Annotated in this window: 19 protein-coding genes; 7 read left to right on the top strand and 12 right to left on the bottom strand. The window is 63.2% G+C overall.

Annotated features, from left to right (window positions below; all coding sequences use genetic code 11):
* Nucleotides 1-70: 70 nt before the first annotated feature.
* The 3 genes from G455_RS0101310 to G455_RS0101300 form a co-directional block, all read right to left on the bottom strand.
* Nucleotides 71-2,425, bottom strand: a complete 2,355-nt coding sequence (locus tag G455_RS0101310) for a TRAP transporter large permease subunit (protein WP_028092017.1) — start codon at nucleotides 2,423-2,425, stop codon at nucleotides 71-73.
* A gap of 19 nt (nucleotides 2,426-2,444) precedes the next feature.
* Nucleotides 2,445-3,380: a TRAP transporter small permease subunit gene (locus G455_RS0101305; RefSeq protein WP_028092016.1), complete on the bottom strand. Its 936-nt coding sequence runs from the start codon at nucleotides 3,378-3,380 to the stop codon at nucleotides 2,445-2,447.
* Between the two features lie 136 nt (nucleotides 3,381-3,516).
* The gene (locus G455_RS0101300; protein ID WP_028092015.1) at nucleotides 3,517-4,605 is read right to left on the bottom strand and encodes a TRAP transporter substrate-binding protein; all 1,089 of its coding nucleotides are present in this window, start codon (nucleotides 4,603-4,605) and stop codon (nucleotides 3,517-3,519) included.
* A gap of 239 nt (nucleotides 4,606-4,844) precedes the next feature.
* Here G455_RS0101300 and G455_RS0101295 point away from each other — a divergent pair, with 239 nt between their 5' ends.
* The 4 genes from G455_RS0101295 to ilvN all read left to right on the top strand — a co-directional run bounded on the left by G455_RS0101295 (nucleotide 4,845) and on the right by ilvN (nucleotide 9,670).
* Nucleotides 4,845-6,278 carry a cache domain-containing protein gene (locus tag G455_RS0101295; RefSeq protein ID WP_028092014.1) on the top strand — a complete coding sequence of 478 codons (1,434 nt, stop codon included), beginning with the start codon at nucleotides 4,845-4,847 and terminating at the stop codon, nucleotides 6,276-6,278.
* The gene (locus G455_RS0101290) at nucleotides 6,275-6,952 is read left to right on the top strand and encodes a response regulator transcription factor (protein WP_035365889.1); all 678 of its coding nucleotides are present in this window, start codon (nucleotides 6,275-6,277) and stop codon (nucleotides 6,950-6,952) included. Before G455_RS0101295 ends, G455_RS0101290 begins: the two co-directional genes overlap by 4 nt.
* Nucleotides 6,953-7,283: 331 nt before the next feature.
* Nucleotides 7,284-9,035: an acetolactate synthase 3 large subunit gene (locus tag G455_RS0101285; protein WP_028092012.1), complete on the top strand. Its 1,752-nt coding sequence runs from the start codon at nucleotides 7,284-7,286 to the stop codon at nucleotides 9,033-9,035.
* Nucleotides 9,036-9,109: 74 nt separating this feature from the next.
* Nucleotides 9,110-9,670, top strand: coding sequence for an acetolactate synthase small subunit (gene ilvN, locus G455_RS0101280; RefSeq protein WP_028092011.1), 561 nt, complete (start codon nucleotides 9,110-9,112; stop codon nucleotides 9,668-9,670).
* A 141-nt stretch (nucleotides 9,671-9,811) separates the two neighbouring features.
* Here the strand turns inward: ilvN and G455_RS25430 are convergent, their stop codons facing one another.
* The gene (locus tag G455_RS25430) at nucleotides 9,812-10,081 is read right to left on the bottom strand and encodes a hypothetical protein (RefSeq protein WP_154664316.1); all 270 of its coding nucleotides are present in this window, start codon (nucleotides 10,079-10,081) and stop codon (nucleotides 9,812-9,814) included.
* Between the two features lie 356 nt (nucleotides 10,082-10,437).
* On the opposite strand from G455_RS25430, the gene G455_RS0101270 reads away from it, so the two are divergent.
* Complete coding sequence (locus G455_RS0101270) at nucleotides 10,438-11,235, top strand: helix-turn-helix domain-containing protein (protein ID WP_028092010.1); 798 nt, start codon at nucleotides 10,438-10,440, stop codon at nucleotides 11,233-11,235.
* 11 nt (nucleotides 11,236-11,246) lie between these two features.
* Here the strand turns inward: G455_RS0101270 and G455_RS23055 are convergent, their stop codons facing one another.
* The 8 genes from G455_RS23055 to G455_RS0101230 all read right to left on the bottom strand — a co-directional run bounded on the left by G455_RS23055 (nucleotide 11,247) and on the right by G455_RS0101230 (nucleotide 24,007).
* Nucleotides 11,247-12,053 (bottom strand): DUF2189 domain-containing protein, encoded by an 807-nt coding sequence (locus tag G455_RS23055; RefSeq protein WP_035365888.1) that lies wholly within the window; start codon nucleotides 12,051-12,053, stop codon nucleotides 11,247-11,249.
* 30 nt (nucleotides 12,054-12,083) lie between these two features.
* Nucleotides 12,084-13,490 (bottom strand): amidase, encoded by a 1,407-nt coding sequence (locus tag G455_RS0101260; RefSeq protein ID WP_028092009.1) that lies wholly within the window; start codon nucleotides 13,488-13,490, stop codon nucleotides 12,084-12,086.
* A gap of 130 nt (nucleotides 13,491-13,620) precedes the next feature.
* Entirely contained in the window at nucleotides 13,621-14,745 is a 1,125-nt protein-coding gene (gene prfB, locus G455_RS0101255) for a peptide chain release factor 2 (protein WP_028092008.1), read from the bottom strand.
* 134 nt (nucleotides 14,746-14,879) lie between these two features.
* Nucleotides 14,880-16,838 carry a calcium-binding protein gene (locus tag G455_RS26320; RefSeq protein ID WP_051312088.1) on the bottom strand — a complete coding sequence of 653 codons (1,959 nt, stop codon included), beginning with the start codon at nucleotides 16,836-16,838 and terminating at the stop codon, nucleotides 14,880-14,882.
* 149 nt (nucleotides 16,839-16,987) lie between these two features.
* Entirely contained in the window at nucleotides 16,988-19,537 is a 2,550-nt protein-coding gene (locus G455_RS0101245; RefSeq protein WP_028092006.1) for a penicillin-binding protein 1A, read from the bottom strand.
* Between the two features lie 124 nt (nucleotides 19,538-19,661).
* Nucleotides 19,662-21,212: a sulfotransferase gene (locus tag G455_RS26610; RefSeq protein ID WP_161629380.1), complete on the bottom strand. Its 1,551-nt coding sequence runs from the start codon at nucleotides 21,210-21,212 to the stop codon at nucleotides 19,662-19,664.
* Between the two features lie 67 nt (nucleotides 21,213-21,279).
* Nucleotides 21,280-22,521 carry an N-acetylmuramoyl-L-alanine amidase gene (locus G455_RS0101235; protein WP_028092005.1) on the bottom strand — a complete coding sequence of 414 codons (1,242 nt, stop codon included), beginning with the start codon at nucleotides 22,519-22,521 and terminating at the stop codon, nucleotides 21,280-21,282.
* Nucleotides 22,522-22,861: 340 nt separating this feature from the next.
* A complete protein-coding gene (locus G455_RS0101230) occupies nucleotides 22,862-24,007 on the bottom strand; it encodes a pyridoxal phosphate-dependent aminotransferase (RefSeq protein WP_028092004.1) in 1,146 nt (381 codons plus the stop codon).
* Here G455_RS0101230 and G455_RS0101225 point away from each other — a divergent pair.
* Both G455_RS0101225 and G455_RS0101220 read left to right on the top strand, forming a co-directional pair.
* A complete protein-coding gene (locus G455_RS0101225) occupies nucleotides 24,006-25,376 on the top strand; it encodes a M48 family metalloprotease (RefSeq protein ID WP_028092003.1) in 1,371 nt (456 codons plus the stop codon). The two genes, G455_RS0101230 and G455_RS0101225, sit on opposite strands and share 2 nt — an antisense overlap.
* Before the next feature lie 2 nt (nucleotides 25,377-25,378).
* Nucleotides 25,379-26,131, top strand: a complete 753-nt coding sequence (locus G455_RS0101220) for a DsbA family protein (protein ID WP_035365887.1) — start codon at nucleotides 25,379-25,381, stop codon at nucleotides 26,129-26,131.
* The last annotated feature ends 103 nt before the right edge of the window (nucleotides 26,132-26,234 follow it).

Raw genomic sequence — 26,234 nt, 5'->3', positions numbered from 1 at the left:
ACCTTCGCCCCGGCCCGAACGTGAAAAGGGCCCCGCAGGGCCCTTTTCGATCTCTCTGTCCGCGACTGGCCTATTTCGGCATCAGCTCCGGCACGATGGTGACGATGCCGGGGAAGAACCACAACAGCGCCAGCCCCGCGACCTGGATCAGCACGAAGGGCAGCACGCCGCGATAGATATGGCCTGTCGTCACCTCGGCCGGCGCCACGCCGCGCAGATAGAACAGCGCAAAGCCGAAGGGCGGTGTCAGGAACGAGGTCTGCAGGTTCACCGCCACCATGATGGTCACCCATTTCGGATCGAACGAGCCGCCATAGATCACCGGCCCGACGATCGGGATCACGATGTAGATGATTTCAAGGAAATCCAGCACGAAGCCCAGCAGGAACAGCACCAGCATCACGATCAGGAAGACCGTGAACTCATTGTCGAAGCTCTTCAAAAACTGCTGGATGTAATGCTCGCCCCCGAAGGAGATCACCACCAGGTTCAGCAGTTGCGATCCGATCAGGATGGTGAAGACCATCGAGCTGACTTTCGCCGTCTCGCGCACCACCGGGGTCAGCACACCGCCGGCATATAGCACCCAGCAGCCATAGATCAGACCGAACAGCGCGTAGAGATAGGCGCCATAGGCGGCCAGGAAAGCGATCCAGCTCTCGACGCTGGCCCCGTCCTGATTCACCCGCAGATCGAAATTCACCCCGATCAGCACGCAGATGATGATCGCGAAGGTCGACCAGATGATGATCTGGCCCGAGCGGCCCTCGTCCTGCAGCCGGCGATAGGCCGCCAGCATGATGGCACCGCCCGCCCCCAGCGCCGCCGCCGGCGTCGGGTTGGTGATCCCGCCCAGGATCGAGCCCAGCACCGCCACGATCAGCACCAGCGGCGGGAAAACCACCCGGATCAGATCGTTTCTGGCCAGCCGCGCAGCACCATGCTTGGCGCCATAAAGCGCCAGCGCGAAGGGGATCGCCTCCAGCAGCACGGTGACCCCCGACGAGGCGGTCGGCGCGATCAGCATCACGTCGACAAGCGCGGCCAGCAACAGCCCCACCGCCCCGACGATCAGCGGCTTGGGATCGGAGGACGGCGAGATCCCCCGCGCCAGCACCAGCACCAGACCCAGCATCACGATCAGGATGCCGATACCGGTGCCAATCGGTGCCGCGGCGGCGATCTTGTCAGCTCGGGCCTGCGCCAGTTCCTCCTCGCTCAGCTTGTGGCTTTCCAGATCGCCCCCCCTGGCGTCGATCGCGGCCTGTTCGGCAACCGCCTTGTCCCAGGCCGATTGACCGTGCAGCTCGATCATCGAGGCCTTGCACTGATCCGAAACATTGGTGCGTAGGCTCGCCGCCTCGCCGATGTTGGAATAGCTCGACACCGTCAGATCCTGGCTGCCGATCAGCCCGACGTTGGCCAGCAGGATGGCGCCGCCGATCAGGCCGATGGGCGCGGCCAGGAACCAGCCCAGCGCCTCGCCCCGGGTGATCGGTTCGTTATGGCCGCCTTCGATCGACACCGCCGGCGCCTTGTGCGGGTTCAGCAGTGCGAAGCCGAAGGCATAAAGCGCATAGAGCAGCGCCAGCAGGATACCCGGCAGCAATGCCGCCTGGAACAGGGTGCCCACCGAAACCACCGCCGGCTTGCCCAGATAGGTCAACGCATCGGTACAGCCCGCCACCGTCGCCCGGGTCTCCTGCGCGGTGGCATAGAGATCGCCGGCCAGCGTGCCCAGCAGCACGATGACGATCGAGGGCGGGATGATCTGCCCCAACGTCCCCGAGGCGGCAATCACGCCTGTGGCCAGTTCCGGCGAATAGTTGTTCCTGAGCATGGTCGGCAGCGCCAGAAGCCCCATCGTCACAACGGTGGCGCCGACGATGCCGGTCGAGGCGGCCAGGAAGGCACCGACCACCACGATGGACACCGCCAGGCCGCCCGGCAGCGGGCCGAAGACCCGCGCCATGGTGGTCAGCAGATCGTTGGCGATCTTGGAGCGTTCCAGCGTGATGCCCATCATCACGAACATCAGCACAGCCAGCAGCGTCTCGATCGACTGGCCGGCCAGGACGCGTTCATTCATCCGATTGACGATAAACGAGATGTTGCGGTCCATCGCCTGTTGCCAGCCGCCATTGAACACCGGCTCGGCGATCCGTGGCAGGTCGGGGTATCGGAACACCGATATGTCATCGGGCCGGATGCCGGCGCCGATCAGATCGTGATAGGCCTGCGATCCGGTATCAATCGCCTGGTGGATCAACAGCCCGGCGCTGTCGAGCCCGGCGATGATTCCGAAAGAGATGATCCCGGCACCGCCGATGGCAAAGGCCACCGGGAAGCCGGAAAGGATACCTCCGAAGAGGCAGAGGAACAGAATGATCAGGCCGATTTCGACGCCATCAAGTCCGAATAGCATGTGAGCTGCCCTTTAAGGTTTAATGCGCGCCTTCGTAGGCTTCTTCGCCCTCGCCGAGCGTGTCGCGGTCGAGGTATTTGTTTTCGCTTTCCGGCCCTTCGCGGAACTCGAGATAGGCCCGGTAGAACACCGCAATCGCGTGCAGGAAGACCATCGCGGCAAAGCAGCAAAGCAGGATCTTGAACAGGAAATAGCCGTTGAAGCCATTCGGGCTGAAACCGATGGTTTCCACGTTCCAGCGCAGCGCCCGGGCCTTCATCAGCAACCGGTCGAGCTGATCGCTGGCCGAGGGTTTCGGCACGATCAGATGCCGCCACAGGAAGAACCAACCATAGAGCCAGACCAACACCGCCATCGGCATCATGAAGATCATAGACCCGACCATGTCGATGATCCGCTTGGTGCGATAGCTGACGACGGAATAGAACAGATCGACCCGCACATGAGAGCCTTGCACGAAGGCGTAAGCGACGCAGAGGGTGACCACCATGGCGTTGTAAAGCTTCAGTTCCTCGGCAAACCAACTGATATCCATGTCGATAGGAATGCCCAGCCCGATCGAGATATCGGGGCGGGCGAAGATGCGCTGAACGAAGACGATCAGGATCTGCTGCAACACCATCAGCAAACCGGCCCAGGCAAAGAACCGTCCGACCGTGTTGGCAAAACCTTCGAGCACCCGAACCGTGCCCCACATGACCGGGCGCCAGATCAGCCCGGCGATGGTCAGCAGCAGAAAGGCCGTGAACACCACGAAGAAGAACTCTGACGAGCCACCATAATAGACGAAACGCATGATCGCCTGTTTATCGGACCAGTCCAGCCAGAGCTGCGGGTGCGACACCGCATAGCCGAAATTGTAGAAGGACATGGCGATGTTTTGTGCCAGCAGCACCAGCCCGTGGCCGATGGCGGCAAATACATCGGCCAGGCCTACGACCTCACCATCCTGCATGGTTAGTCTCCCCATCGCGTTTTGCGAAATTGCCGAACCTTCACAAGACGCCGCCAGTCTGTGCCGGCGTCACGTCTCGGGAAGGCAAAAGGCCCCGCCCAGAGGGGCGGGGACCGAATTGCGCGCGCGGATGCGATTACATCGCAGCCATGACGCGGTTACGTTGCTGGGTATAGGTGCCTTCCGACCGCTGGATCCAGTCGGCCGAGGACTTCATCGAGCTCATGTAGCTATCGTGAATCTCGGCATAGAGCGGATCGTCCATATGCTCGGCGATCACCTCGGCAGAGGCCTTGCCGAAGGCATCCCACACCGAATCCGGGAATTCCATGATCTTCACGCCCGAGGCCTGCAGACGCTGCAGCGCCGAAGCGTTGTTGGCCATGAACAGCGACATCGTCCAGATGTTCGAGGCCGCGGCGGTCTGCGCCACGATCTGCTTCTGTGCCGGGGTCAGCGAGTCATAAACGTCGCGGTTCATCGCCAGCGACAGGTTCGGACCGGATTCATGGAAGCCGGCGGTGTAATAGATCTTGGTGATCTCCTGGAAACCGGCCTTTTCGTCGGCCCAGGGACCGATCCACTCGGTGCCGTCGATCGCGCCCGAAGACAGCGCCTGATACACTTCCGAGCCGGGAAGGTTCTGCACGCTGGCGCCCAGCTTGCCCAGCACCAGACCACCCTGCCCCGGCATCCGGAACTTGAGGCCCTGGAAATCTTCGGGGCCATGGATTTCCTTGCGGAACCAGCCGCCCGACTGCGGGCCGGTGTTGCCGGTGGCAAAGGTCTTCAGGCCGAAGATTTCCGACACTTGGTCCTGCAGCTCCTGACCGCCCTGGTGATAGTACCAGTTGTTGAATTCTTGGAAGGTCATGCCAAAGGGCACGTTCGAGAAGAACGAGAGCGCCGGGTGCTGCCCCAGGAAGTAATAGTCGACACCATGATACATGTCGGCCTGCCCCGAAGAGACGGCATCGAAGACTTCAAACGCACCGACCAACTCGCCCGCGGCCTTCACCTCGACAGTCAGATCGCCATCGCTCATGGCGGTGATCATGTCGGCGGCATATTGCGCGCTGTCATGCACGCCGGCCAGACCGCGGCCCCAGGTGGTGACCAGCGTCAGGGTACGCTTGCCCTGCGCATAGGCCGGCGCGGCCAGGGCGGTGGCGGCTGCAGCAGTGCCCCCTAGAGCGGAGTTTTTCAGAAACGAGCGACGATCCATTACGGTTTTCCTCCCCTTGAAACAGATCTCGGCCCCACCGGAGGCGGGGCAGATCGGAGCAAGTTATCCGGTCGACCGGTGTCGCGGAATACCAAGTACTCGGTAGACGATGCGGGAAATCTGCGCGAAACCGGCCATACTGACCGCTTTTTACGCATAAGTTTTACGCAGCCCCCCGGCTTTGACACACAGCAATCTGGCCCATTGATTCGATTCCGGCTCTGCGCGATTGTGCGCCCATGTCGCGACTGCCCTTCCGCCTGTCATTGAGCTATCCGCAAAAGCTGTTCCTGCTGACCGCGCTGCCGCTGGTCCTGGCCGCCAGTGCGATTGCCCTTCTGGTGGCAGGCCAGGCGCGCCAACTGGCCGAAAGCGAAATCAAGTCTCTGGAAACCAAGCTGATCGAGGCCAAGAAGCAGGAGCTGCGCAATTACGTCACCCAGGCCCGCAACGCGTTCTATTTCATCTATGGCCCCGCCGCGCCCGATGACGAACGTTCCAAGGAGCGGGTGCTGCAAATCCTGTCGGCAATGATCTATGGCGAGGAAGGCTTCTTCTTCGTCTATGATTACGACGGCAACAATCTGGTTTCACCGCGCCAGACCGAATTCATCGGCCGCAACTGGGCCGGTCTCAAGGACAGCGAAGGCACCCCCATCGTCGACGAGTTCATCCGCATCGCCCGCCATGGCGCGGGCTGGCACGAACATCTCTGGCCCAAGCCCTCTACCGGGGAAGACGCCCGGATGATCACCTATGTTCTGGGCTTGCAGGACTGGCAATGGGTGGTGGGAACCGGGGTCTACATCGACGACGTCCTGGCCTCGATCACCGCCTCCCGCGCCGAGGTGCAGGCCCGCATCCGGCGCACCTTTCTCTATATCGGTGTCATCACGCTGGCGGCGTTGCTTCTGGTCTTTTCATCGGGGCTGACGCTGAACATCCACGAACGCCGGCTGGCCGACGCCAAGCTGAAGAAGCTGACCCAGCGGGTCTTTGATGCCCAGGAGGAAGAACGCCGCCGCGTCGCGCGCGAATTGCACGACGGCATCAGCCAGATCCTGGTCGGTGTGCGCTATGCGCTCGACAACGCGAGGCGACGTCTGGCGCGAGGCGCCCCCGAAAAGGCGCTGATACCGCTCGACAAAGGAATAGATTATCTTGGCAACGCGATTTCAGAGGTGCGCCGCATCAGCCGCGATCTGCGCCCCGGCGTGCTGGACGATCTGGGCCTGGGTCCGGCCCTGAAGGCGCTGGCCGAGACCTTTCAGGACCAGACAGGCATCCCCGTCAGTTTCTCGACCGTGGTGTTCCGCAACCGCCTGGATCAGGAGGCCAAGATCGCCCTCTATCGTATCGCCCAAGAGGCGCTCACCAATATCGAACGCCACTCTGGCGCCACCCTCGTACAGCTGCATCTGCGGGCGCATAAGAAAGGGGTGACACTGACCATTTCCGACAACGGCCGCGGCCTGCCCGCCCAGGCCGACCGTAAAGGCCCCGGTCTGGGCCTGCGCAACATGCAGGAACGGGTCGAGCAGCTTGACGGCACATTGCGCATTCTGTCATCACGCGGCGCGCATGGCGGCACCGAGATTCAGGCCCATCTGCCTCTGAGCCACCTGCTGCCCCCCGAAGACACCCAAACCAACAATATGGACGCCGCCACATGACCCTTGCCGAGCCGGACCGGCCCGCCTCCTCCACTCCCGTGCGCATCCTGATCGTCGACGATCATCCCATGGTGGTCGAGGGGCTGGAAGCCATCCTGGAAAGCTATGACGATATCGAGGTGGTCGGGGCACTCTGCGACGGGCAAGAGGCGGTGGACCGGGCGCAGGCGCTTGCGCCCGACGTGATCCTGATGGATCTGAACATGCCCCGTCTTGGCGGACTGAGTGCCACGGAAATGCTGCTGGAACGGGCACCGAACGCCCGCATCCTGATCCTGTCGATGCACAACAGCCCGGAATATGTCTCTTCTGCCGTCTCGCATGGCGCGGTGGGTTATGTGCTCAAGGACGTGCCCACGGAGGAGATCAAGCAGGCGATCGACGCGGTAATGCGCGGCGAGCAGTACTTCTGCACCGGTGCGCTCGGATCGCTGGCGCCGGTGGCCGGGGGCGAACGGGAACAGCTGACCGACCGTGAACAGACCATCCTGTTGCAGCTTGCCCAGGGCAAATCCAACAAGGAGGTGGCGCAGCTGCTCGATATCTCGGTCCGCACGGTCGAGACCCACCGCAAGAACATCAAGCGCAAGCTTGGCATTTCCTCGACCGCAGGGCTGACGCGCTACGCGCTGGAACATGGCGTTCTGCAAGGCACCGGAGTCGTTCGCCTGTAAGGCCCACAGCCCTAGATTGCCGGAAATTTCCCGACTTCCCGCGACCCAAGCAACAAATGAAACGTTTTGCCGCAGAGAGCGACATTTTAATCCCATTTTGCAGGTTGACGCCCCTTGCGCCCGCTCCTAATCTGCGCCGCAGCAAAGAGGAGCCCGTGGCCATGGCCGCACTAATCGTAATTGTAGGATCCAAGCGCATGGGCCGGTAACGGTAGACCATAATCTGACCCATGCGCCCTCGTTCACAACGAGGGTTTTTTTTTGCGCTGACCCCCGAGGCCAGCAAGGCAAGCCCAAAGAGGCAAACGATGTCGCGGATGGAGCAAAGCAGATGACACGTGAGATGACCGGAGCGAAAATGGTGGTTCAGGCCCTGAAGGATCAGGGTGTGGACACGGTATTCGGCTATCCCGGCGGCGCAGTGCTGCCGATTTATGACGAAATCTTCCTGCAAAATGATATCCGTCACATTCTTGTACGGCACGAACAGGGGGCAGTGCATGCAGCCGAAGGCTATGCCCGGTCCACCGGCAAGCCCGGCGTCGTTCTTGTCACCTCGGGCCCCGGGGCAACCAATGCGGTGACCGGGCTGACCGATGCATTGCTGGATTCGATCCCGATCGTCGTTCTGACCGGCCAGGTCCCGACCTTCCTGATCGGCTCGGACGCCTTCCAGGAGGCCGATACGGTCGGCATCACCCGCCCCTGCACCAAGCACAACTGGCTGGTGAAGGATCCTGACAGCCTGTCGGCGACTATTCACGAGGCCTTTCATGTCGCCACCGCCGGCCGCCCGGGCCCGGTGTTGATCGACATTCCGAAAGATGTGCAATTCGCCACCGGCCACTATGAGCGGCCGAACCCCTCGACCTCACATTACCACCCCAAGCTCAAGGGCGATCTGGAAGAGATCACCGAACTGGTGGCCGCGATGGAAACCGCCAAGCGCCCGGTGTTCTACACCGGCGGCGGCGTCATCAACTCGGGCCCCGGCGCGAGCCAGTTGTTGCGCGAACTGGTCGATGCCACCGGCTTTCCGATCACCTCGACGCTGATGGGGCTTGGCGCCTATCCGGCCTCTGGGTCGAACTGGCTGGGCATGCTGGGGATGCACGGGCTTTACGAGGCAAATATGGCGATGCACGATTGCGATCTGATGATCGCCATCGGGGCACGTTTCGACGACCGGATCACCGGCCGCACGGATGCCTTCAGCCCGAAGTCGAAAAAAGCCCATATCGACATTGACCCCTCGTCGATCAACAAGATCATCCGGATCGATATCCCGATCGTCGGCGACGTCGGCCATGTGCTGGAAGATATCCTCAAGATCTGGAAATCGCGCGGGCGCAAGACCAACGCGCAGGCGGTGGCCGGCTGGCAGGAACAGATCTCCAAATGGCGCGCGGTGAACTGCCTGTCCTACAAGGGCAGCGAAAAGACCATCAAGCCGCAATATGCGCTGCAGCGCCTGGAAGAGCTGACCAAGAAATACGACCGTTACATCACCACCGAGGTGGGCCAACACCAGATGTGGGCGGCGCAGTTCCTGAACTTCGACGAACCGAACCGCTGGATGACCTCGGGCGGCCTGGGCACCATGGGCTATGGCTTCCCTGCCTCGATCGGGGCGCAGATCGCCCATCCGGACGCGCTGGTGATCAACGTCGCCGGCGAGGCCTCGTGGCTGATGAACATGCAGGAACTGGGCACCGCGGCACAATTCCGCCTGCCGGTGAAACAGTTCATCCTCAACAACGAACGGCTGGGCATGGTGCGGCAATGGCAGGAGCTGCTGCACGGATCGCGCTATTCGCACAGCTGGTCCGAGGCCCTGCCCGATTTCGTCAAGCTGGCCGAAGCCTTCGGTGCCAAGGGTATCCTCTGTTCCGATCCCGCCGATCTGGACGACGCCATCATGGAGATGATCACCTATGACGGGCCGGTCCTGTTCGACTGTCTGGTCGAGAAGCACGAAAACTGCTTCCCGATGATCCCCTCGGGCAAGGCGCATAACGAAATGCTGCTGGGTGAGGCGGAGACGCAAGGGGTGATCGACACCCAGGGCGCGGCGCTGGTGTAGCAAAATTCTTCGAAGAATTTTGCCAAGAAAATTCGAATTTTCTTGGCGATCTGCGAGACAAGGAAAGGGACAAGATGTCTGCCCTACATATTAAAAAAGGCGCAAGCAAGCATTCCGCCTATAACCTGCGCCCCACTTTCTCCGACGTGATCGAACGCCACACGCTGGCGGTGCTGGTGGAAAACGAACCCGGTGTGTTGGCCCGGGTCATCGGCCTGTTCTCGGGCCGTGGCTATAACATCGACAGCCTCACGGTGGCCGAGGTTGATCATACCGGCCACCGGTCGCGCATCACCATCGTCACCACCGGCACGCCTCAGGTGATCGAACAGATCAAGGCCCAGCTTGGCCGCATCGTACCGGTGCATGAGGTGCACGACCTCACCGTGGATGGCGCCTCGGTCGAACGCGAACTGGCGATCCTGAAGGTGGTCGGCCAAGGCGACAAGCGGGTCGAGGCCCTGCGGCTGGCGGATATCTTCCGCGCAAACGTGGTCGACAGCACGCTGAGCAGCTTCATCTTCGAGATCACCGGCGCCCCGGAGAAGATCGACGCCTTCGCCGATCTGATGCGGCCGCTGGGGCTGACCGAAGTGGCCCGTACTGGCGTGGCCGCACTTCTGCGCGGCGACTGAAACACATCCTCCTCAGCGCATCGTCCCCGCCGGCAGCCAAACGGCAGTCAGGCACGGGGCGGCGTTTCGAACCGACGTCCGGAGAACTTGTTCCCCGGACGTCGGCCCGTCCGTCCCCCACCAGACCCGAATATGACGATCCTAGGCCCGGTTGCAGGCCCAGTCCGTATTCGTCACCATGTTTTTCTTTCCGCGTTTTCGATCAAGGGAAAAGCGGATCACCTCCGCCCCTGGCGGTGTCGGAATCGGCCGCACGACCGCCCGCTCTGCCCCCGCCTCCGACGCGCCCGTCAGAGACTGCGGCAACCCATCGAACATCCCCTCAGCCACCAGCCGCGGATTATGGGCGTACCGCATATGGCTCTCCATCGTCACGTCGAACTGAACCCAGTCGCCGACATCGAAGGCCACCCTTTCCCCCGGCGCCGACTGCCGATAATACGCCAGCTCGCCGTGGTCTTCGCACCAGATTACCGCCTTGCGGTCCGCTGAATCACTCCAAAGAACTACACCAAACATTGTCCGAACCCCGCTCCGCACATGAGGTCAATTCTGGGACAAAACCGGGCGACCGTAATATGGGAAAAACCGTATCGGGGTGGAGAAATTTGTGTCAGACAAAGACAGAATTGACCTTAATTAGCGTCAGGTCTCTGTTGCATGTCCAGTAATTCTGTACCATTTTAGAGGAAACTGGCAATAGCCGAGCTCAACCTGCGATAGATTATCATTCGCAGAAATTGCTTTCTTACCGACCTGGTGCCGCCATGTACAAGTCTTCGCGTTCCCCCTCCGAGCTTCGCAACATGTTCGGCGCCAACCTGCGCATTCTATCGAAGAAATACGCCTCCATCTCGGATCTCTCCCGGCAGTTGGGCATCAACCGGACGCAATTGAATCGCTACCTCTCGGGCGAAAGCTTTCCCCGCCCCGACGTGCTCGACCGCATCTGCCAGTTCTTCGATGTCGATGCCCGTATTCTGTTGGAACCGGTCGACGGGCTGACCCAGAATACCCAGTTCCTCGGCAGCCCGTTCCTGGCTGAATTCATGGGCAAAGCCTCGGTCACCATTTCACAGCAACAGCTCCCCTCAGGCTTCTACCGCTTCTCACGGCGCAGCTTCACCGACCAGTCGCAATTCGTGGTCGGTCTGATCTATGCCTTCCGCGAGGGCGGCCTGACCCTGGTGCGCGGGTTCGAGGCGAAAGAGGCGATGCGCGCGCAAGGCCTACCCTGCGACGCCCGCACCCGGGAATTTCGCGGCTATATCTCTCTGCAGGAGGACGGTATCGCCATGATCTTGTCGCGGCGCAACAGCCTGACCGGCTCCTACAACTACATGTACCGGGTGCCTTCCTTCGAAAACAACTTCTGGGTCGGCTATACCACCCGTGCCATGCGCGAAACGCTGACCAGCACCCGCATGACCCGGATGACCTTTGAATATCTGGGCCGCAAGATCGGCCCCGCGCTCGAAGCCGCGCGCGGCTCCGGTTTCGTCACCGCCGACGGGCTGCTACCATTTCACCGTCGCCTGCTCCAGATCGACACGCCGTTCAGATAGCCCCTGCCAGATCAGGCCCGTTCCCTTCCGGTCGATGTGCCCGCGGTCGCCGTCTCGGGCTGACGCGCCAGACGATAGACATGCCAGGTCGCATGCCCCAACAGTGGCAAGACGATCAGAAGACCCAGAAACCCCGGAACCATCGCCACGAAGGTAAGCGCCGCAACCAAGGCCCCCCAGCTGATCATGGTGACGGGGTTATCGCGCACATAGGCAAAACTGGTGATCATGGCGGTGACGAAATCGACCTCGCGATCCAGCAGGATCGGCAGCGACAGCACAGTGATCATGTAGACGAGCAAGGCGAAGAGCGCGCCCACCAAGGTGCCGAAGGCCAGCATCTTCATCCCGTCCACCGTCATGAACACTTCGAAGGAGCTGGAGATATTGGTCATCGTCGAAAGCCCAAGAAACAAGGCAAAGATCATGTGCCCAAGGAAGAACCAGAACAGGAACACCATCACAATAACGGCGCAGATCGACGGCAATTGCCGGCGCCGCTGATGCAGCACCACCCCCATCACCGGACCGAACCGCAACGGCTCTCCCCGCTCCAGCCGATGGGAAATCTCGTAAAGCCCCACCGCCGCGAAGGGCCCCAGCAGGGGAAAGCCGATCCCCGCCAGAACCAGCCAAAAGGTGGTGCCGGTGGCATAGGTCACGGCCAGCATGGCCCAGCCGGCCAGAACATAGACCCCCGCAAAGATCACCCCGCAGAGCGGCGCGCGGCGAAAATCGGCCCAACCGCAGGCCAGAGCCTCTGCCAGCATGGCAAAAGTCATCGGCCTGAGCGGCGGCGCCCCCAGTTGCTTTTCCATTGATGTGGGTCCTCCTCCCTTTGGTGCGGTCTACATGGCCGGCCTCTTCTGCGGCCATTCGGTCGCCGCGTGGTAAGCCGCCCCGAGCGCGAGGATCTGAACATCCGCGCCGCGACGGCCGAAAATCTGAAAGCCCATCGGCAGTCCCTGATCGCCGAAGCCAGCGGGCACGGCGAGCGAAGGCAGGCCGGTGATGCTGACCGGTACCACCACTTCCATCCAGCGGTGATAGGTATCCATCGCCCGCCCCGCGATCGAGGTCGGCCAAGGGACGTTCACGTCGAACGGCCAGGCCTGGGCGGTGGGCAACACCAGGGCGTCGTAATCCTCGAGCAGCGCGACCACCTTGCGGAACCAGTCGGAGCGGATGACACTGGCACGATGCACCTCCATCGCGCTCAGCCCCAGGCCGCGTTCGGCCTCCCAGATGGCGGTATCCTTCAGCTTGGCGCGTTGCGCCGGCTGCTCCATCAGCGGCGCCAGCCCGGCACCCACCTGCCAGGAACGCAGGGTGATCCAGGCCTCCCACAGGGCTGCGGCAGAGAACGGCGGCGCCAGCGTCTCGACATGCGCGCCCATCTCCTCGAAGACCTTCAGACCGCTTTCGCAAAGTTCGATAATTCCCGGCTCCATCGCATAGGCGCCGCCCCAGTCGCCCAGCCAGCCGATACGCATCCCCTTCGGGTCCACCGGTGTCAGCGGCGCCGCCGGCTGATGCCGCAGATTGTTCGGCTGGCGCGGATCGGGGCCGGCGATCACATCCAGCAACAGCGCGATATCCTCGGGGCTGCGCCCCATCGGCCCCAGCGTGGCAAGCTGATGCAGGAAAAGGTCGCCAGCCGGCTCAGAGGGTACGAGCCCCCAGCTCGGCCGGAAGCCATAGACATTGTTCCAGGCCGCCGGGTTGCGCAGCGATCCCATCATGTCCGATCCATCGGCCAGCGCGGTCATGCCGGTGGCAAGTGCCACCGCTGCCCCGCCCGAGGACCCGCCGCAGCTCATCGCCGGGTCATAGGGGTTCTTGGTAGCACCATAGACGGCGTTGAACGTATGCGAGCCAAGGCCGAATTCCGGCACGTTGGTCTTGCCGATCAGAATGGCGCCGGCGGCCCGCAGCCGCGCAGCCAGCAGTTCGTCCGCCTTGGGGATATGGCCCGCCATGGCGGCCGAGCCATGGCACGATACGATACCAGCGACGTCGACCAGATCCTTCACCGCGATCGGCAGACCATGCAACGGGCCGCGAGGCGGCCCCTGATCGGCGGCGCGCGCCTCTTCCATCAACTCATCGGAATCGCGCAGCGCCACGATGGCGTTGACGGCGGGGTTCACCGCGTCGATCCTTGCAAGGGTTTCCTGCATAAGCTCCTCCGCGGACACGCGGCGGGAGCCGAGGTCGGCCAGGAGTTGCGCGGCACTCAGTCGGGTCAGGGTCATGAAATACTCGTCTTCAGGGAGATGACGAGTTCACCCTAGACGCGACAAATGAGCATGGGAACCCTAAGCTGCGCAACAATGAGGAACGGCCCGCATGCCAAGGCCCAAGCCCCAGTCAGCGCACCTTTTTTCAGCCTTCGCCGCGCGCCTCGGCCCGGCTCTTGCCGGTGGCGTTCATCGCCAGCGTCGCCGCCATGAAGCCATCGAGATCACCATCAAGCACGCCCTTGGTGTCCGAGGTCTCGTGTTCGGTGCGCAGGTCCTTCACCATCTGATAGGGCTGCAGCACATAAGACCGGATCTGATTGCCCCAACCGGCCGAGCCCTTACTTTCATGCGCCTCGTTGATGGCCGCGTTCCGCTTGTCGAGTTCGAGCTGATAGAGCCGCGATTTCAGGGCCTTCATGGCGATGTCGCGGTTCTGGTGTTGCGACTTCTCTGAGCTGGTCACCACGATGCCGGTGGGGAAGTGGGTGATCCGCACCGCCGAGTCGGTGGTATTGACGTGCTGACCGCCCGCCCCCGACGACCGGAAGGTGTCGATCCGGATATCGGCCGGGTTCACCTCGATTTCGATATTGTCGTCGACCACCGGATAGACCCAGACGGAGGCGAAAGAGGTTTCGCGCGTGCCCTTTCCGAAAGGCGAAATCCGCACCAGCCGGTGCACGCCGCTTTCGGACTTAAGCCAGCCATAGGCATTATGGCCGGAAATCTTGTAGGCGCAGGATTTGATCCCCGCCTCGGCGCCCGCTTCTTCCGATTGCAGTTCCACCTTGTAGCCGCGCTTTTCGGCCCAGCGAACATACATCCGTTGCAGCATCGCCGCCCAATCGCAGGCCTCGGTCCCGCCGGCGCCGGCATTGATTTCCAGGAATGTGTCGTTGGCGTCGGCCTCGCCGTCCAGCAACGCCTCGAGCTCTTTCTGCGCGGCGGTCTCCCGCAGTGCCTTCAGCGCCTCTTCGGCCTCCTTGATGACCTCGTCATCCTCTTCCATCTCGCCCAGCTCGATCAGCTCGACATTGTCGGACAGTTCCTGCTGGATGCCGTCATAGATGCCCATCGCGTCAACCAGAAGCTGCCGGTCGCGCATCAGCTTCTGTGCCGCTTCGGGATCGTCCCAGAGGTTCGGGTCCTCGACCCGCGCGTTGAACTCCTCCAGCCGGTGCGGCGCGGTCTCGCGGTTCATCCGCTGCCCCAGAAGGTTCAGCGATTTCTCGATGTCGGAAACGATGTTCTGCGTCTCGGCGCGCATGGGAGATCCTGCAGTAGTGCGTGAATTGAGAGTGGGTGATAGACCAGCGCCGGGATGCGGGCAAGCACCCCGGCGTCAGGAAAGACAAAAACGGCCACTCTCGTGCGGCCCTGCCCTGAGAGCCCCCGGCGAAATCAGAACAGGAAGTCTTCTGCCCCGAGTTCGGCCAGCGGAACACCGGACAGCATGATCATCTGCCCGCCGGCCAAAATCGAGGCCCCGTCCGTGGTGTCCTCAAGCCGGTCCAGGACCGCGTCGAAACTGTCAAGCGCGCTCAGCCCCGACAGGTCGATCCGATCCTCGCCCGGGGTGAAGTCCTTGATCTTCAGGTAAAGGCTGCGATCGTCGAAGACGAAGATATCATCCCCGGCGCCGCCCTTGGCGACATCGAAGCCGGGGCCTCCGATGATGCGGTCGTTCCCTGCGCCGCCCAAAAGCACATCGTCGCCGTCGCCGCCGTCGAGGATGTCGTCGCCGCGGCTACCCTCAAGCCGATCGTTGCCATTCCCGCCCAGCAGCAGATCGTCGCCGCCAAGCCCCTTGAGCACATCCTTGCGATCGCCGCCATCAAGAAGGTTGGCCTTGTTGGAACCGGTCAGCTTGTCGGCAAAGCCGGTGCCGACCAGATTCTCGATCGATAAGAGACGATCGCCGGTGGCGTCCCCTCCGGTCGCGGTCCCGGCCCTGAGGTTGACCGCGACCGCCGCGCCGGAGCCAGCATAGCTGACGGTATCAACACCGCCATCGCCGCGCAGCAGGTCGCCCCCCACGCCGCCCTCGAGCCGATCCGAGCCCTTGCCGCCGATCAGCCGATCATCACCGGCGCTGCCCTCAAGCCAGTCGGCGCCATTACCGCCTTTCAACAGATCGTCCCCGATACCGCCAAGCAACCAGTCGTTACCGCCCAGCCCGACCAGTTGGTCGGCGCCGGCAAGCCCCAGCAGCGTATCGGCTCTGGCCGTCCCCTTCACCACATCGTCGCCACCGGCGATTTCGACCGTCGTCACCGCGATATCGTAGAAGCCGGCGCCGTCGGCCAGTACGAAATAATGCCCGTCGACATTGGCCAGGCTCAGATCGTCGATCTCGTCGAGGGCCACCGCATCGACCAGCTTTTGCAACAAGACCAGCGATCCGTCCGCTGCCACGCCATAGATCGCCAGCGTGTCCTGCCCCGGTGCGCTGGCGACAAGGACCGGAACACCGTCCAGTTCGGTCGCCTTGAGATCGGCAAGGTCGGTCAAGCCGTCCGAGGCAAAGAGATCATAGGAAGACTGCTCGGTCATGTGGCCCTCGGCATCGAGCGCATAGACCCGCAGCAGATCGCTTTCCGCCATGTGGAAAATCGCGAAGGATGTTCCCCCCGCCTCGACCGCAACGATATCTGCGGGATAGCCCACCCCGGGAAGCGCCAAGGTCTCCGCCTCCGCAAGCGTACCATCCTCACCGACGATGAAACTGCTGACGCCGCCGACATGGTCCCAGGCCCCGACCGCCTCGGCCCATCCCGCGATGGCGATGGTCTGGCCATCGACCTGCGTGACCGCCACCCCGACGACCCCGTCGAGCGCAGGGATCTCCGAGGCATCGACGCTGGCTTGGAAACTCATGTCCCCATAGGGCCCGACCGAGAAAACCGACATCGAAGTCGAGCCCGTCACCGCGAAATACTGCGTGCCGCCGGTTTTGAACGGCACCACCTCGTCTACATGCTCGAAATCATAGCCGTCGATGTTGCCCAGCAGATCAGCGTATCTCAGGCTGCCCTGATTGTCGCCCGATTTCACGATGCGATAGGAAATGACCCAATGGCTGGACGGTTCCGCCACCAACAGGAACGGCTTGCCCTTCACCGTGATCGCGGAAGATATGCCATTGGCGTCAAGCCCCTCGCCCTCGCTGCCTGCAAGCGCCGCCAGACGGCCGTCCGCTCCCAGCTCGAAGACCGGCGTCGTGCCGTCAGTATAGCCGCCCAGATAGACCAATGTCCTGCCGTCGACTTCGGCAACTCCTGCGTTGCGGGCCTTCAGCGCCGACAGCGGCGCATATCCTTCGAGCACATCGGTAACGGCGAGAGAGCCCAGAGACATCATGTCATAACTTCCACATATAGCTTTGGCGGTCTTCGCCACGCTATATGTGCAGTGCAGTCGCCGGCAAGCACTCATGTACCCGGAAAGGCAACTCTCTCTGATCTAAGGATTATCGGCTGCCATCTGCCGGCGCAGAGGGCAGCCAGAGATCAATACAACCCGCCCGAGCTGACGGTGCCGAAATCGGCCTTGGGACCGACCACCGCCTTTTCGCCGGTCGAGGTGGTGACTTGCCGCCCGCCCGAGGTGACTTCGTCGACCAGCGGCAGGTTGGAGCCCATGGCAAAGCCCCCATCATAGGCCAGGCCGAAGATCGGCTCTTCGCCATCACGGAAATATTCCGCCACAACCGCCGGGCCGCCGGCATCGTCCGACAGTCGCGCACCCGTATAGCGGTCAATCTTGATGAAATGCCCCCCCGGCGGCACATCGAAGGGGCCACCGCCGAATTTCTTCACCGCCTGCTGCATGAATTCCTGGAACACCGGGCCGCACATCGACGATCCATAGGCGCTGCGCCCCAGTGGCCGCGGCGTATCGAAACCGATATAGCAGCCCGCCACCACGTTCGAGGTGAAGCCGATGAACCAGACATCGCGGGCGTCATTGGTGGTGCCGGTCTTGCCCGCGGTCGGAACCGGCAGCTTAACCACACCGCTCGCGGTGCCGCGATCGACCACCCCCTTCATCATCGAGGTCAGCTGATAGGCGGTGATCGCGTCGATCACCCGGCTGCGGTTCGAGACGATTTCGGGGCCCTCGCCCGATGGCAGGTTGCGAATTTCGCAATCGACACAGTCGCGCTTGTCGTGACGATAGATGGTCTTGCCATAGCGGTCCTGAATCCGGTCGACCAGCGTGGGTTCCACCCGCTCACCACCGTTTGCGAACATCGCATAGGCCGCGACCATACGATAGAGCGTGGTCTCCTCGGCGCCCAGAGAATTGGCCAGATACTGCCCCATGTGATCATAGACACCGAACCGCTCGGCATAGCTGGCGACGGTCGGCATGCCGACCTCCTGCGCCAGACGGATGGTCATCAGGTTCCGGCTCATCTCGATCCCGGTCCTGAGCGGGGTCGGGCCATAGAACTTGTTGGAAGAGTTCCGCGGCCGCCACAGACCCTGCGGCGTGTTGATCTCGATCGGCGCGTCGACCACGATGGTCGCCGGGCTATAGCCACTGTCGAGCGCGGCGGCATAGACGAAGGGCTTGAAGGACGAGCCCGGCTGGCGCATCGCCTGAGTGGCCCGGTTGAACACGGAATCCTGATAGGAGAACCCGCCCTGCATGGCGATCACCCGGCCGGTGTTGACGTCCATCGCCATAAAGCCGCCCTGCACCTCGGGCACCTGGCGCAGCGACCAGCGGACAAAGGCACCCTCCTTGTCGGTGACCTGACGCACCAGCACCACATCGCCGACCGAGAGCAGATCTCCGGCCACCTTGGCCTTGGACGACAGCCTGCCGCCCTCGAGCCGCTTGCGGGCCCATTGCACGTCCTGCGCCGGAATCCAGTGACCATCCTGGTCCTCTGGCACATCTTCGATGCCGATCCGCGCATCGGTCTTGCCGACCGACAGCACCACGGCGGGATACCACCGGCTGGGCAGTTCGACATCACGCGGGACCTCGATCTTGGCCAGCGCCGCGCGCCAGGCCTCTTCGCTGGTCAGCTCATCGGCGGCAATCGTCTTGCCGGTGCCGCGCCAGACACCGCGCCCGCGGTCATAGCGTTCGAGCTGTTCGCGCAGGGCGCGGGCAGCGTCGATCTGCATCTCCCGATCGACGGTGGCGCGCACGGTAAAGCCACCGGTGAAGAATTCCCCCTCACCGAAATCCTGGCTGAGCTGGCGGCGGATTTCATCGGTGAAATAATCGCGCGGCGGCAGGTTGCTCTTGAAGCTGGGGAAATCGCCATTCTGAACCGAACGCACCGGCTGGGCGACCTCGTGTTCATAGGTCGCCTGGTCGATATAGCCGTTTTCCCTCATCTCGCGCAGCACGTAGTCGCGGCGCAGCTTCAACCGCGCCTTGTTGCGTACCGGGTGGAAATCAGACGGCGCCTTGGGCATCGCGGCCAGGAAGGCCGCCTCATGCGGGGCCAGTTCGCTCAGCGTCTTGTTGAAATAGGTCTGAGCCGCGGCCGTGACGCCATAGGAGTTCTGCCCCAGGAAAATCTCGTTGAGATACAGCTCGAGGATCTGATCCTTGCTCAGCGCGTGTTCGACGCGGGCGGCCAGGATGATTTCCTTGATCTTGCGTTCGGCCTGGCGATCGCCGGACAGCAGGAAGTTCTTCATCACCTGCTGGGTGATGGTCGAGGCGCCGCGCACGTTCTTGCCGCGCGAACGAATCGCCTCGAACCCCGCTGCGAGAATGCCGCGCGGATCGTAGCCCTTGTGCGTGTAGAAATTCTTGTCCTCGGCCGAGATGAAGGCCTCTTTCACCAGATCGGGAATTTCGTCCGACGGGGTGAACAGCCGGCGTTCCTGCGCGAATTCGTCGATCAACTGCCCTTCGCCGGAATAAATCCGGCTGATGGTGGGCGGACGATACTGCGCCAGCGCCGCATAGCTGGGCAAATCCCGGGCATACATCCAGAAGATGCCCCCGATCAGCAGCGCCACCATGAAGATGCTCAGGGTCACGAAGCTGAAGATCGCCCCGAAGAAGGAAAAGATGAACCGAAGCACTATGAAGCCTTTTATCGCACAGGTGCCCCTATATAGGCATCCGCGTTGCGGGGGTCAAAACACGAACCGGCCATCGGCGCCGGTTGGCGCAGGGATCACGCAGGAACCGACCGGGACCGCCCGATCAGCAACGCACCAGCGCGATATCCGGCATCGTGGCGATGCGGTCAAGATCGGCCATGTAACGATCGCGCCAGCGGTGCGCGGCGGCTTCCGGCAGGCGGGCGAATCCCAGATCACTGTGGTCTTCGGCATGGCTGGCGATCAGCCGGTCGATCTCTTCCCGGGAAAGCTTGGGATCCGCGGCGAACCCCTGCTGGATGGCCACCAGCGCACGGTCGGTAATCGAGACACCGCCGGTCGCCTCTCCCGCCGGATCGACCTGGGCGGCAACCGGCAGCGCCTGCCCCCCCAGCAACCGTACCGCCAGATCGGAGCCGGTCTCGGCCCCAGCCTCGATCACGGTGAAACGCTTCGGTCGGAAAGCCGTTTGCAGGATCTCGAGCAGCTCAGGCCAACCACGGTCCATCCCATCGAGCCCGGCAGTGAATTCGGCGATCTCAGGCACCGCCCGACGGCCTGCGCGCTGCCGGTGAAAGCGGCTGAAAAACACATCATAAGGGCTTATGACATAAAGAAGATGATCCAGGTCTTGACCAAATGCCCGGGCCAGAGCCGCCGTCCTCACCTCCGTCGCGGGATAAAACCGGCCACCATAGAAATGCACCGTGCGCCCGGGGATGCCCACGTCCGACAGAATCAACCTGTCCGCCTTGCCTGCAAAGCGGTTGATCTCGCGCCGGGCGCGAGACGTGATCTGATCCACCTCCTCTGCCGGGTGGCGCAGCTCAGGCAACTTCAGACGCAGCCCCTCGCCGCCAGTGTCCGGCAGGGCAACCGCGCAGCCCTTTTCGGCCAGCGCCGCGCGGTTGGTCCGCAGACAGGCCTGCAAGCCGGTAGCTCCGCAATAATGCGCCCCGACGTGCAGAGAAACCCGCCGTCGCGGCGCCGCCCCGCTCCGCTGCACCGCCGGCGAGGGCATGTCTTTTTCCTCACCGCGGTCCTTGGCATTGGCGCGCCCCCACCAGGGCAGCTCGATCCCCAGAAAGGCACTGATCTTGCCCGAGGCCTCCGGATCGGTCAGATCATACTCCAGAAAATCGGCATCCCCCCGGAATACCCTGCGACAAAAGGAATAATGCCCCTCCACCCACCGCACGAGCTGCGCCGGTGTCACACCGTATCCGGCGGGAAGACCGGGCACGCTCTGTTCCGGCAGGCGCAGGGTTCCCAGGTTCGACCACCCCAACATGGATTTCACCAGGGCCTCCGGTTCCCGATGGCTGAGCAGGAATTTGGTATTCGGATGGTGCCTGCGGATTGCCTCGATCAACCCCCAATCCGTTTGCGGCCAGAGAGAAAACCCATGCGAGGCGATGCTCATCTCAGTCACCGCGTCGAATTCGGACAACAGCGCCAGCGGGTCGCCGGTCTCGTAATAGCCGCGATAGAGGTGATCACCTACAAAACCGAACAGGATCTCGCGGTCCTCGGTCTGTCCCGCCCGGATACGCCAATCCGCAACCTTCAGCCCGGCCTGAGACAGCGCCACCCCCAACGTGGTGGTGCCGGATTTGGGCAGGCCCAGATTGATGATGCGCAGGCGTTCGTCCATGATTTCTTTCCCTGTTTTCATCACTGCACCAGCGGCTGGCTTTTATCACCGCACCAGCGGCTGGCCTTTATTGCCGCACCAGCGGCTGGCGCGCCAAATCGGTCTTGCGCCAGTTCACCAGCCCGTTGCGGATGCCCCGCGCGATCCCCGCGCGCCAGTCTGGATCCTGCAGGTTCTTCAGATCCCGCGGACTGGACAGAAACCCCACCTCGATCAGAACCGAAGGGATATCGGCAGCTTTCAGCACCGAAAAGGATGCCCCCCGCAAAGGCCGCCGGTTCATCGGCCCGCCCACATTGGTCATCCCCGACAGCAGCGCCTGAGCCAGCGCCTCGGTCCTTGGTCGGGTCTCCTGCCGGGCCAGATCGAGCATCACATCGGTGATCTCGTCGTCCGCCTCGCTCAGATCGGCGCCCGACAGCAGATTGGCACGGTCGTGGCGTTCCGCCAGCAGCGCCGATGCCACGTCCGAGGCGTCCTCGGCCAGGAGATAGACCGTCGCCCCATGCGCCAGCCCCTCGGAGAGCGAATCGGCGTGCAGCGAGATGAAGACATCGGCCCCGGCCTGATGGGTCAGCGTCACCCGCCGCTCCAGCGACACGAAACGATCATCGTCGCGGGTCATCACCACATCGAACCCGCCCGAACGCAGCAAGACCTCGCGCAATTCTCGCGCCAGGGTCAGCATCAGATCCTTTTCCGAACTGCCGCCAGCCTCGGCCCCCGGGTCAATGCCGCCATGGCCCGGGTCGATCACCACCCGCAGCGGCGCGTCGGCCTGTTTCGGAGCCGGTTTCGGCAACTCCTGCGGCGCCGGCAAATCCCAACGCGCGTCCCGCGGCGCCCCCACCTGCGCGGCAAAGTCGGCCTGGGTCACCGGCATCAGCTCCAGCGTCAGCTCCGCCGCCCCGGTCTCGGGGGAGATCGCCATTCCGGCACGGGTCACCGCCATCGGCTGCGCCAGTTCCAGCACCATGCGCGACCAGCCCGGCACATAAGAGCCGAATTGAGCCCGCAGGATGCGATCGGTCTGCAGCAAGGCCCCCGGGGTCAGCCCGGTCCAGTCGATTTCCTGGAAGTCGAGAACCAGCCGTGGCGGCCCGTCGAGGGTGAACAGGCGATAGGGCACCCCCTGGCTCATCCCCAGGCCGACCCGCACCCCATGGCGTCCTGCGGCAACAATGGAGCTGTGGCCCGGATTGATCCGCGCCAACGCCGAGAACCGTTCCGGCCCCTGTTGCGCCACCGCCGGCTCCACCGATACCACGAGGGCGAGAACGACAAATATCGCCGCGAAAATCCTGTTCAAAACCGCGCCCCGCCTACTCGGACATTTCTGCTCCGGCCTTGTCGAATGCCGTTGCCGCGCAGGATAGCGGAGGCCGTGGAGGTTGGAAATGTCGGATTTAACCCTATGCCCGCCCACCGCAGAGCGGCCAGCCGGCGGAAGCTGGTCGATTGCAGGACGGGGGCGCCGCCCCCGCCGCAGCGTTGCCGCGCCCCCGGGGATATTTGCAGCCAGAAAAAGGGGGGGGCGCGTGGCGTCTTGGAAACGTTCCAGAGGAGCGTTTCAGCCGCGAACGGGCGGAACCCCGGGAGGCGCTGGGAGCAGCCCAGTGACCATGTCCCGCCCCCGGAGCCTTTTCTGCTCAGCCCCGCGCTGCCATGAAGGCTGCGAGGCGGGCCAGGCCTTCTTCGATATCCGCGGTGGAACGGGCATAGGAGAAGCGCAGCGTGGTGGCGCCGCGCAGGGGATCGAAATCGAGCCCCGGGGTGACGGCGACGCCGGCCTTGTCGAGGATTTCGGCAGCAAAGGCGCGGCTGTCCTGGGTCAGCTCGGAGACATCGGCGTAGATGTAGAAGGCGCCATCGGGCGGCGCGATCTTGTCGAAGCCGGCCTTCGGCAGACCATCGAGCATCAGCGCGCGGTTCTTCGCATAGACCGCGAGGTTGGCCTGCAGCTCCTCGGTGCAATCCATCGCGGCCAGGGCCGCCACCTGGCTGGCGTGCGGGGCGCAGATGAACATGTTCTGGGCGATGCGTTCCAGCACCCGGACGTGATCCTCGGGCACCACCAGCCAGCCGGCGCGCCAGCCGGTCATCGAGAAATATTTCGAGAAGGAGTTGATGACATAGACGTCATCCGAGAGTTCCAGCGCGGTGACCGCCTTCGCCTCGTATTCTAGGCCATGGTAGATTTCATCGCTGATGAAGGACGCGCCCTGCCCCTGCGCCGCCTCGATCAGCGCGCCGAGGCTGGCGTGATCCAGCATGGTGCCGGTGGGATTGGCGGGCGAGGCGACCATGAGGCCGGCCAGATCCATCCCGGCGAAATCGGCGGGCACCGGCTGATAGCGGTTTTCCGGCGCGGCCGGCAGATCGACGGGCACCATCCCCAGCGCCTTGAGGATCTGACGATAGGAGGGATAGCCCGGTGCGCCGATGCCAACCCGGTCGCCCGAATCGAAAAGCGCGGTGAAGGCCAGGATGAAGCCACCAGACGAGCCCGGGGTGATCACGACCCGCTCCGGGTTCAGATCGACGTTGTACCATTCCCCGTAAAGCTGTGCGACACGAGCGCGCAGCGCCGGCAGGCCGAGCGCCACGGTATAGCCGAGCGCATCGCTGTCGAGCGCACGCTTAAGCGCCTCGGTCGCGCCTTTTGGGGCACCGGTGCTGGGCTGTCCCACCTCCATATGGATGATGTGGCGGCCGGCCTCCTCGGCCTGGCGAGCGGCCTCCATCACGTCCATCACAATGAAGGGATCGACCTGGGATCGGGTTGAGTTTCGCATGATCTGCTCCCATGGTTGCGGCATGGGTTTTGACCGTTTCTTCCGGCCGGCGTCAATCCCGGCGCTAATTCTTTGCGCGCTGCTGAGCCTGGCCTGGAGCCGGCCCGCGGCGGCATTTGGCTTGCTTCGCGATGCCGATATCGAACATGGGCTGACCGAATTGTCCTTTCCGATCCTGCGCGCCGCCGGGCTGAGTTCGCGGCAGGTGCAGGTTCTGGTGGTCGACGACCCCACCTTCAACGCCTTCGTGCTGGATCACCGGACGGTCTTCGTTCATTCCGGGCTGATCCTGAAGATCGACCGCGCGCCGATGCTGCAGGCGGTGATCGCCCACGAGCTGGGTCATATCACCAACGGTCATCTGGCACGCCGGATGGCCAATATGCAAAACGCCCGCAGCGCTGCCGGTCTCGGGGCGCTGCTGGCGCTGGCCGCGGCTGCTGCCGGAGGCAGCCAGGGGGCCGTCGGGCTGGCACTGGGAACGCAATCCTCGGCGCTGCGATCGTTCCTGGCCCATACCCGGGCCGAGGAATCGGCTGCGGATCAGGCGGCAGAGGCCTATCTGAGTTACGCCGGCGTCGATCCCCAGGGGCTGGTCGACCTGCACGAGGCCTTCGCCGGGCAGGAGATGTTGAGCGTGGCGAACCAGGATCCCTATATGCAAAGCCACCCACTGACCCGGGACAGGCTGCGCGCCGCCCAGGATTTTGTCGCCGCCCAGACCCGCAGCTTTGCGCCGAACCCGCAGCACGAATATTGGTTCGCCCGGGTTCGCGGCAAATTATCCGCCTTCACCAGGGCCCCGAACTGGACGCTCTTGCGTGCCAAGGACGACCCCTATGACGATATTCGACTGATGCGCCAGGCGGTGGCCTATCACCGGCTGAACCAGTTGCCGCGCGCGCTGGCCGCGATCGACGCGGCGATCGCGCTGCGGCCCGAGGACGGCTATTATTACGATCTCAAGGGCCAGTTCCTGATGGAGACGCGCAACTGGAAAAGCGCGGTCGCGGCCTATGAGCAAGCCAATGCGCTGGCCCCCAACGAACCGCTGATCCTGGCCGGGCTGGGCCGGGCGCAACGGGCCGCCGGCCAGCGCAAAGCCGGGCTGAAAAGCCTGGAGGCGGCCCGCGCCCGCGATTTCCGAGATGTCCGGGTGATGCACGATCTGGCCCTGGCCTATGCCCAGGATGGCCAGCCCGGCATGGCCGCGCTGCTGACCGCCGAACGCTATGCCCTGCAGGGCAGGCCTGAGGATGCGGCGATCCATGCCCGCCGGGCGGCGATGCAATTGCCGCGCGGATCGCCACCTTGGCAACGGGCGCAGGATGTGCTGACTACATCAGACAAGCTCCAGAAAAGGAAATAATCATGATCCGATTTGCCGCTCCGGCCGTGACCGCACTGGCCCTTCTGACCGGACAGGCACAGGCCACCGAACTGACTGCGATGAGCGACGAGGACCGCGCCGCCTTCCGCAACGAGGTTCGGGAGTATCTGATGGAGAACCCGGAAGTGATCCTGGAGGCGGTCAACGCGCTGGAGCAACGTCAGGCCCAGGCCGCGGCCCAGGCCGATGTGGATATGGTCCAGGCCAATCACGACGCGATCTTCAACGATGGCTATTCCTGGGTTGGAGGTAACCCCGAAGGCGATATCACCCTGGTCGAATTCATGGATTATCGCTGCGGTTATTGCCGCAAGGCGGTGCCCGAGGTTGCCGAGCTGCTGCGCAAGGACGGCAATATCCGCCTGATCGTCAAGGAATTTCCGATCCTAGGCGAGGCCTCGGTCGCCTCGTCGCGCTTTGCCATCGCCACCCGCATCGTCGCCGGCCCCGACGCCTATGCCCAGGTGCATGACGCGCTGATGGAGATGCAGGGCGATACCACCAATGTGGTCCTGTCGCGCCTAGCCGAGGGGCTGGGGCTGGATGCCGATGCCATCCTGGCCGAGATGAACAGCGATCAAGTCAACGAGGAGCTGCGCCGCAATCACGCGCTGGCGCAGAAGCTGAAGATCTCGGGCACGCCGACCTTCGTGCTGCAAGACGAGATGCTGCGTGGCTATCTGCCGGCAGCGCAGATGGCCCGCATCGTCGCCGAGAAGCGCAAGGACGGCTGAGGCGCAGCCCCGGCCGCGCGGGGGGCTGTCTGCCCCCCGGACCGGGCCTTACAGCCCGGCCTCCCCCCAAGGATATTTGAGGCCAGAAAAAGACTGGACGCCA

The organism is Pseudodonghicola xiamenensis DSM 18339 (assembly GCF_000429365.1).
GTDB lineage: Bacteria > Pseudomonadota > Alphaproteobacteria > Rhodobacterales > Rhodobacteraceae > Pseudodonghicola > Pseudodonghicola xiamenensis.
Note: the sequence above shows the minus strand (reverse complement) of the source record. Positions and strands in the feature narration are given on the sequence as shown.

What these genes read in the sequence shown, in the direction of transcription:
- G455_RS0101285 (WP_028092012.1), top strand. Translation starts at nt 7,284, where the DNA reads ATGACACGTGAGATGACCGGAGCGAAAATGGTGGTTCAGGCCCTGAAG.
- G455_RS0101295 (WP_028092014.1), top strand. Translation starts at nt 4,845, where the DNA reads ATGTCGCGACTGCCCTTCCGCCTGTCATTGAGCTATCCGCAAAAGCTG.
- G455_RS0101230 (WP_028092004.1), bottom strand. Translation starts at nt 24,007, where the DNA reads ATGCGAAACTCAACCCGATCCCAGGTCGATCCCTTCATTGTGATGGAC.
- G455_RS0101225 (WP_028092003.1), top strand. Translation starts at nt 24,006, where the DNA reads ATGATCTGCTCCCATGGTTGCGGCATGGGTTTTGACCGTTTCTTCCGG.
- prfB (WP_028092008.1), bottom strand. Translation starts at nt 14,745, where the DNA reads ATGCGCGCCGAGACGCAGAACATCGTTTCCGACATCGAGAAATCGCTG.
- G455_RS23055 (WP_035365888.1), bottom strand. Translation starts at nt 12,053, where the DNA reads ATGGAAAAGCAACTGGGGGCGCCGCCGCTCAGGCCGATGACTTTTGCC.
- G455_RS0101290 (WP_035365889.1), top strand. Translation starts at nt 6,275, where the DNA reads ATGACCCTTGCCGAGCCGGACCGGCCCGCCTCCTCCACTCCCGTGCGC.
- G455_RS0101300 (WP_028092015.1), bottom strand. Translation starts at nt 4,605, where the DNA reads ATGGATCGTCGCTCGTTTCTGAAAAACTCCGCTCTAGGGGGCACTGCT.
- G455_RS0101305 (WP_028092016.1), bottom strand. Translation starts at nt 3,380, where the DNA reads ATGCAGGATGGTGAGGTCGTAGGCCTGGCCGATGTATTTGCCGCCATC.
- G455_RS0101260 (WP_028092009.1), bottom strand. Translation starts at nt 13,490, where the DNA reads ATGACCCTGACCCGACTGAGTGCCGCGCAACTCCTGGCCGACCTCGGC.
- G455_RS0101310 (WP_028092017.1), bottom strand. Translation starts at nt 2,425, where the DNA reads ATGCTATTCGGACTTGATGGCGTCGAAATCGGCCTGATCATTCTGTTC.
- G455_RS0101220 (WP_035365887.1), top strand. Translation starts at nt 25,379, where the DNA reads ATGATCCGATTTGCCGCTCCGGCCGTGACCGCACTGGCCCTTCTGACC.
- G455_RS0101270 (WP_028092010.1), top strand. Translation starts at nt 10,438, where the DNA reads ATGTACAAGTCTTCGCGTTCCCCCTCCGAGCTTCGCAACATGTTCGGC.
- G455_RS26610 (WP_161629380.1), bottom strand. Translation starts at nt 21,212, where the DNA reads ATGGACGAACGCCTGCGCATCATCAATCTGGGCCTGCCCAAATCCGGC.
- ilvN (WP_028092011.1), top strand. Translation starts at nt 9,110, where the DNA reads ATGTCTGCCCTACATATTAAAAAAGGCGCAAGCAAGCATTCCGCCTAT.
- G455_RS26320 (WP_051312088.1), bottom strand. Translation starts at nt 16,838, where the DNA reads ATGATGTCTCTGGGCTCTCTCGCCGTTACCGATGTGCTCGAAGGATAT.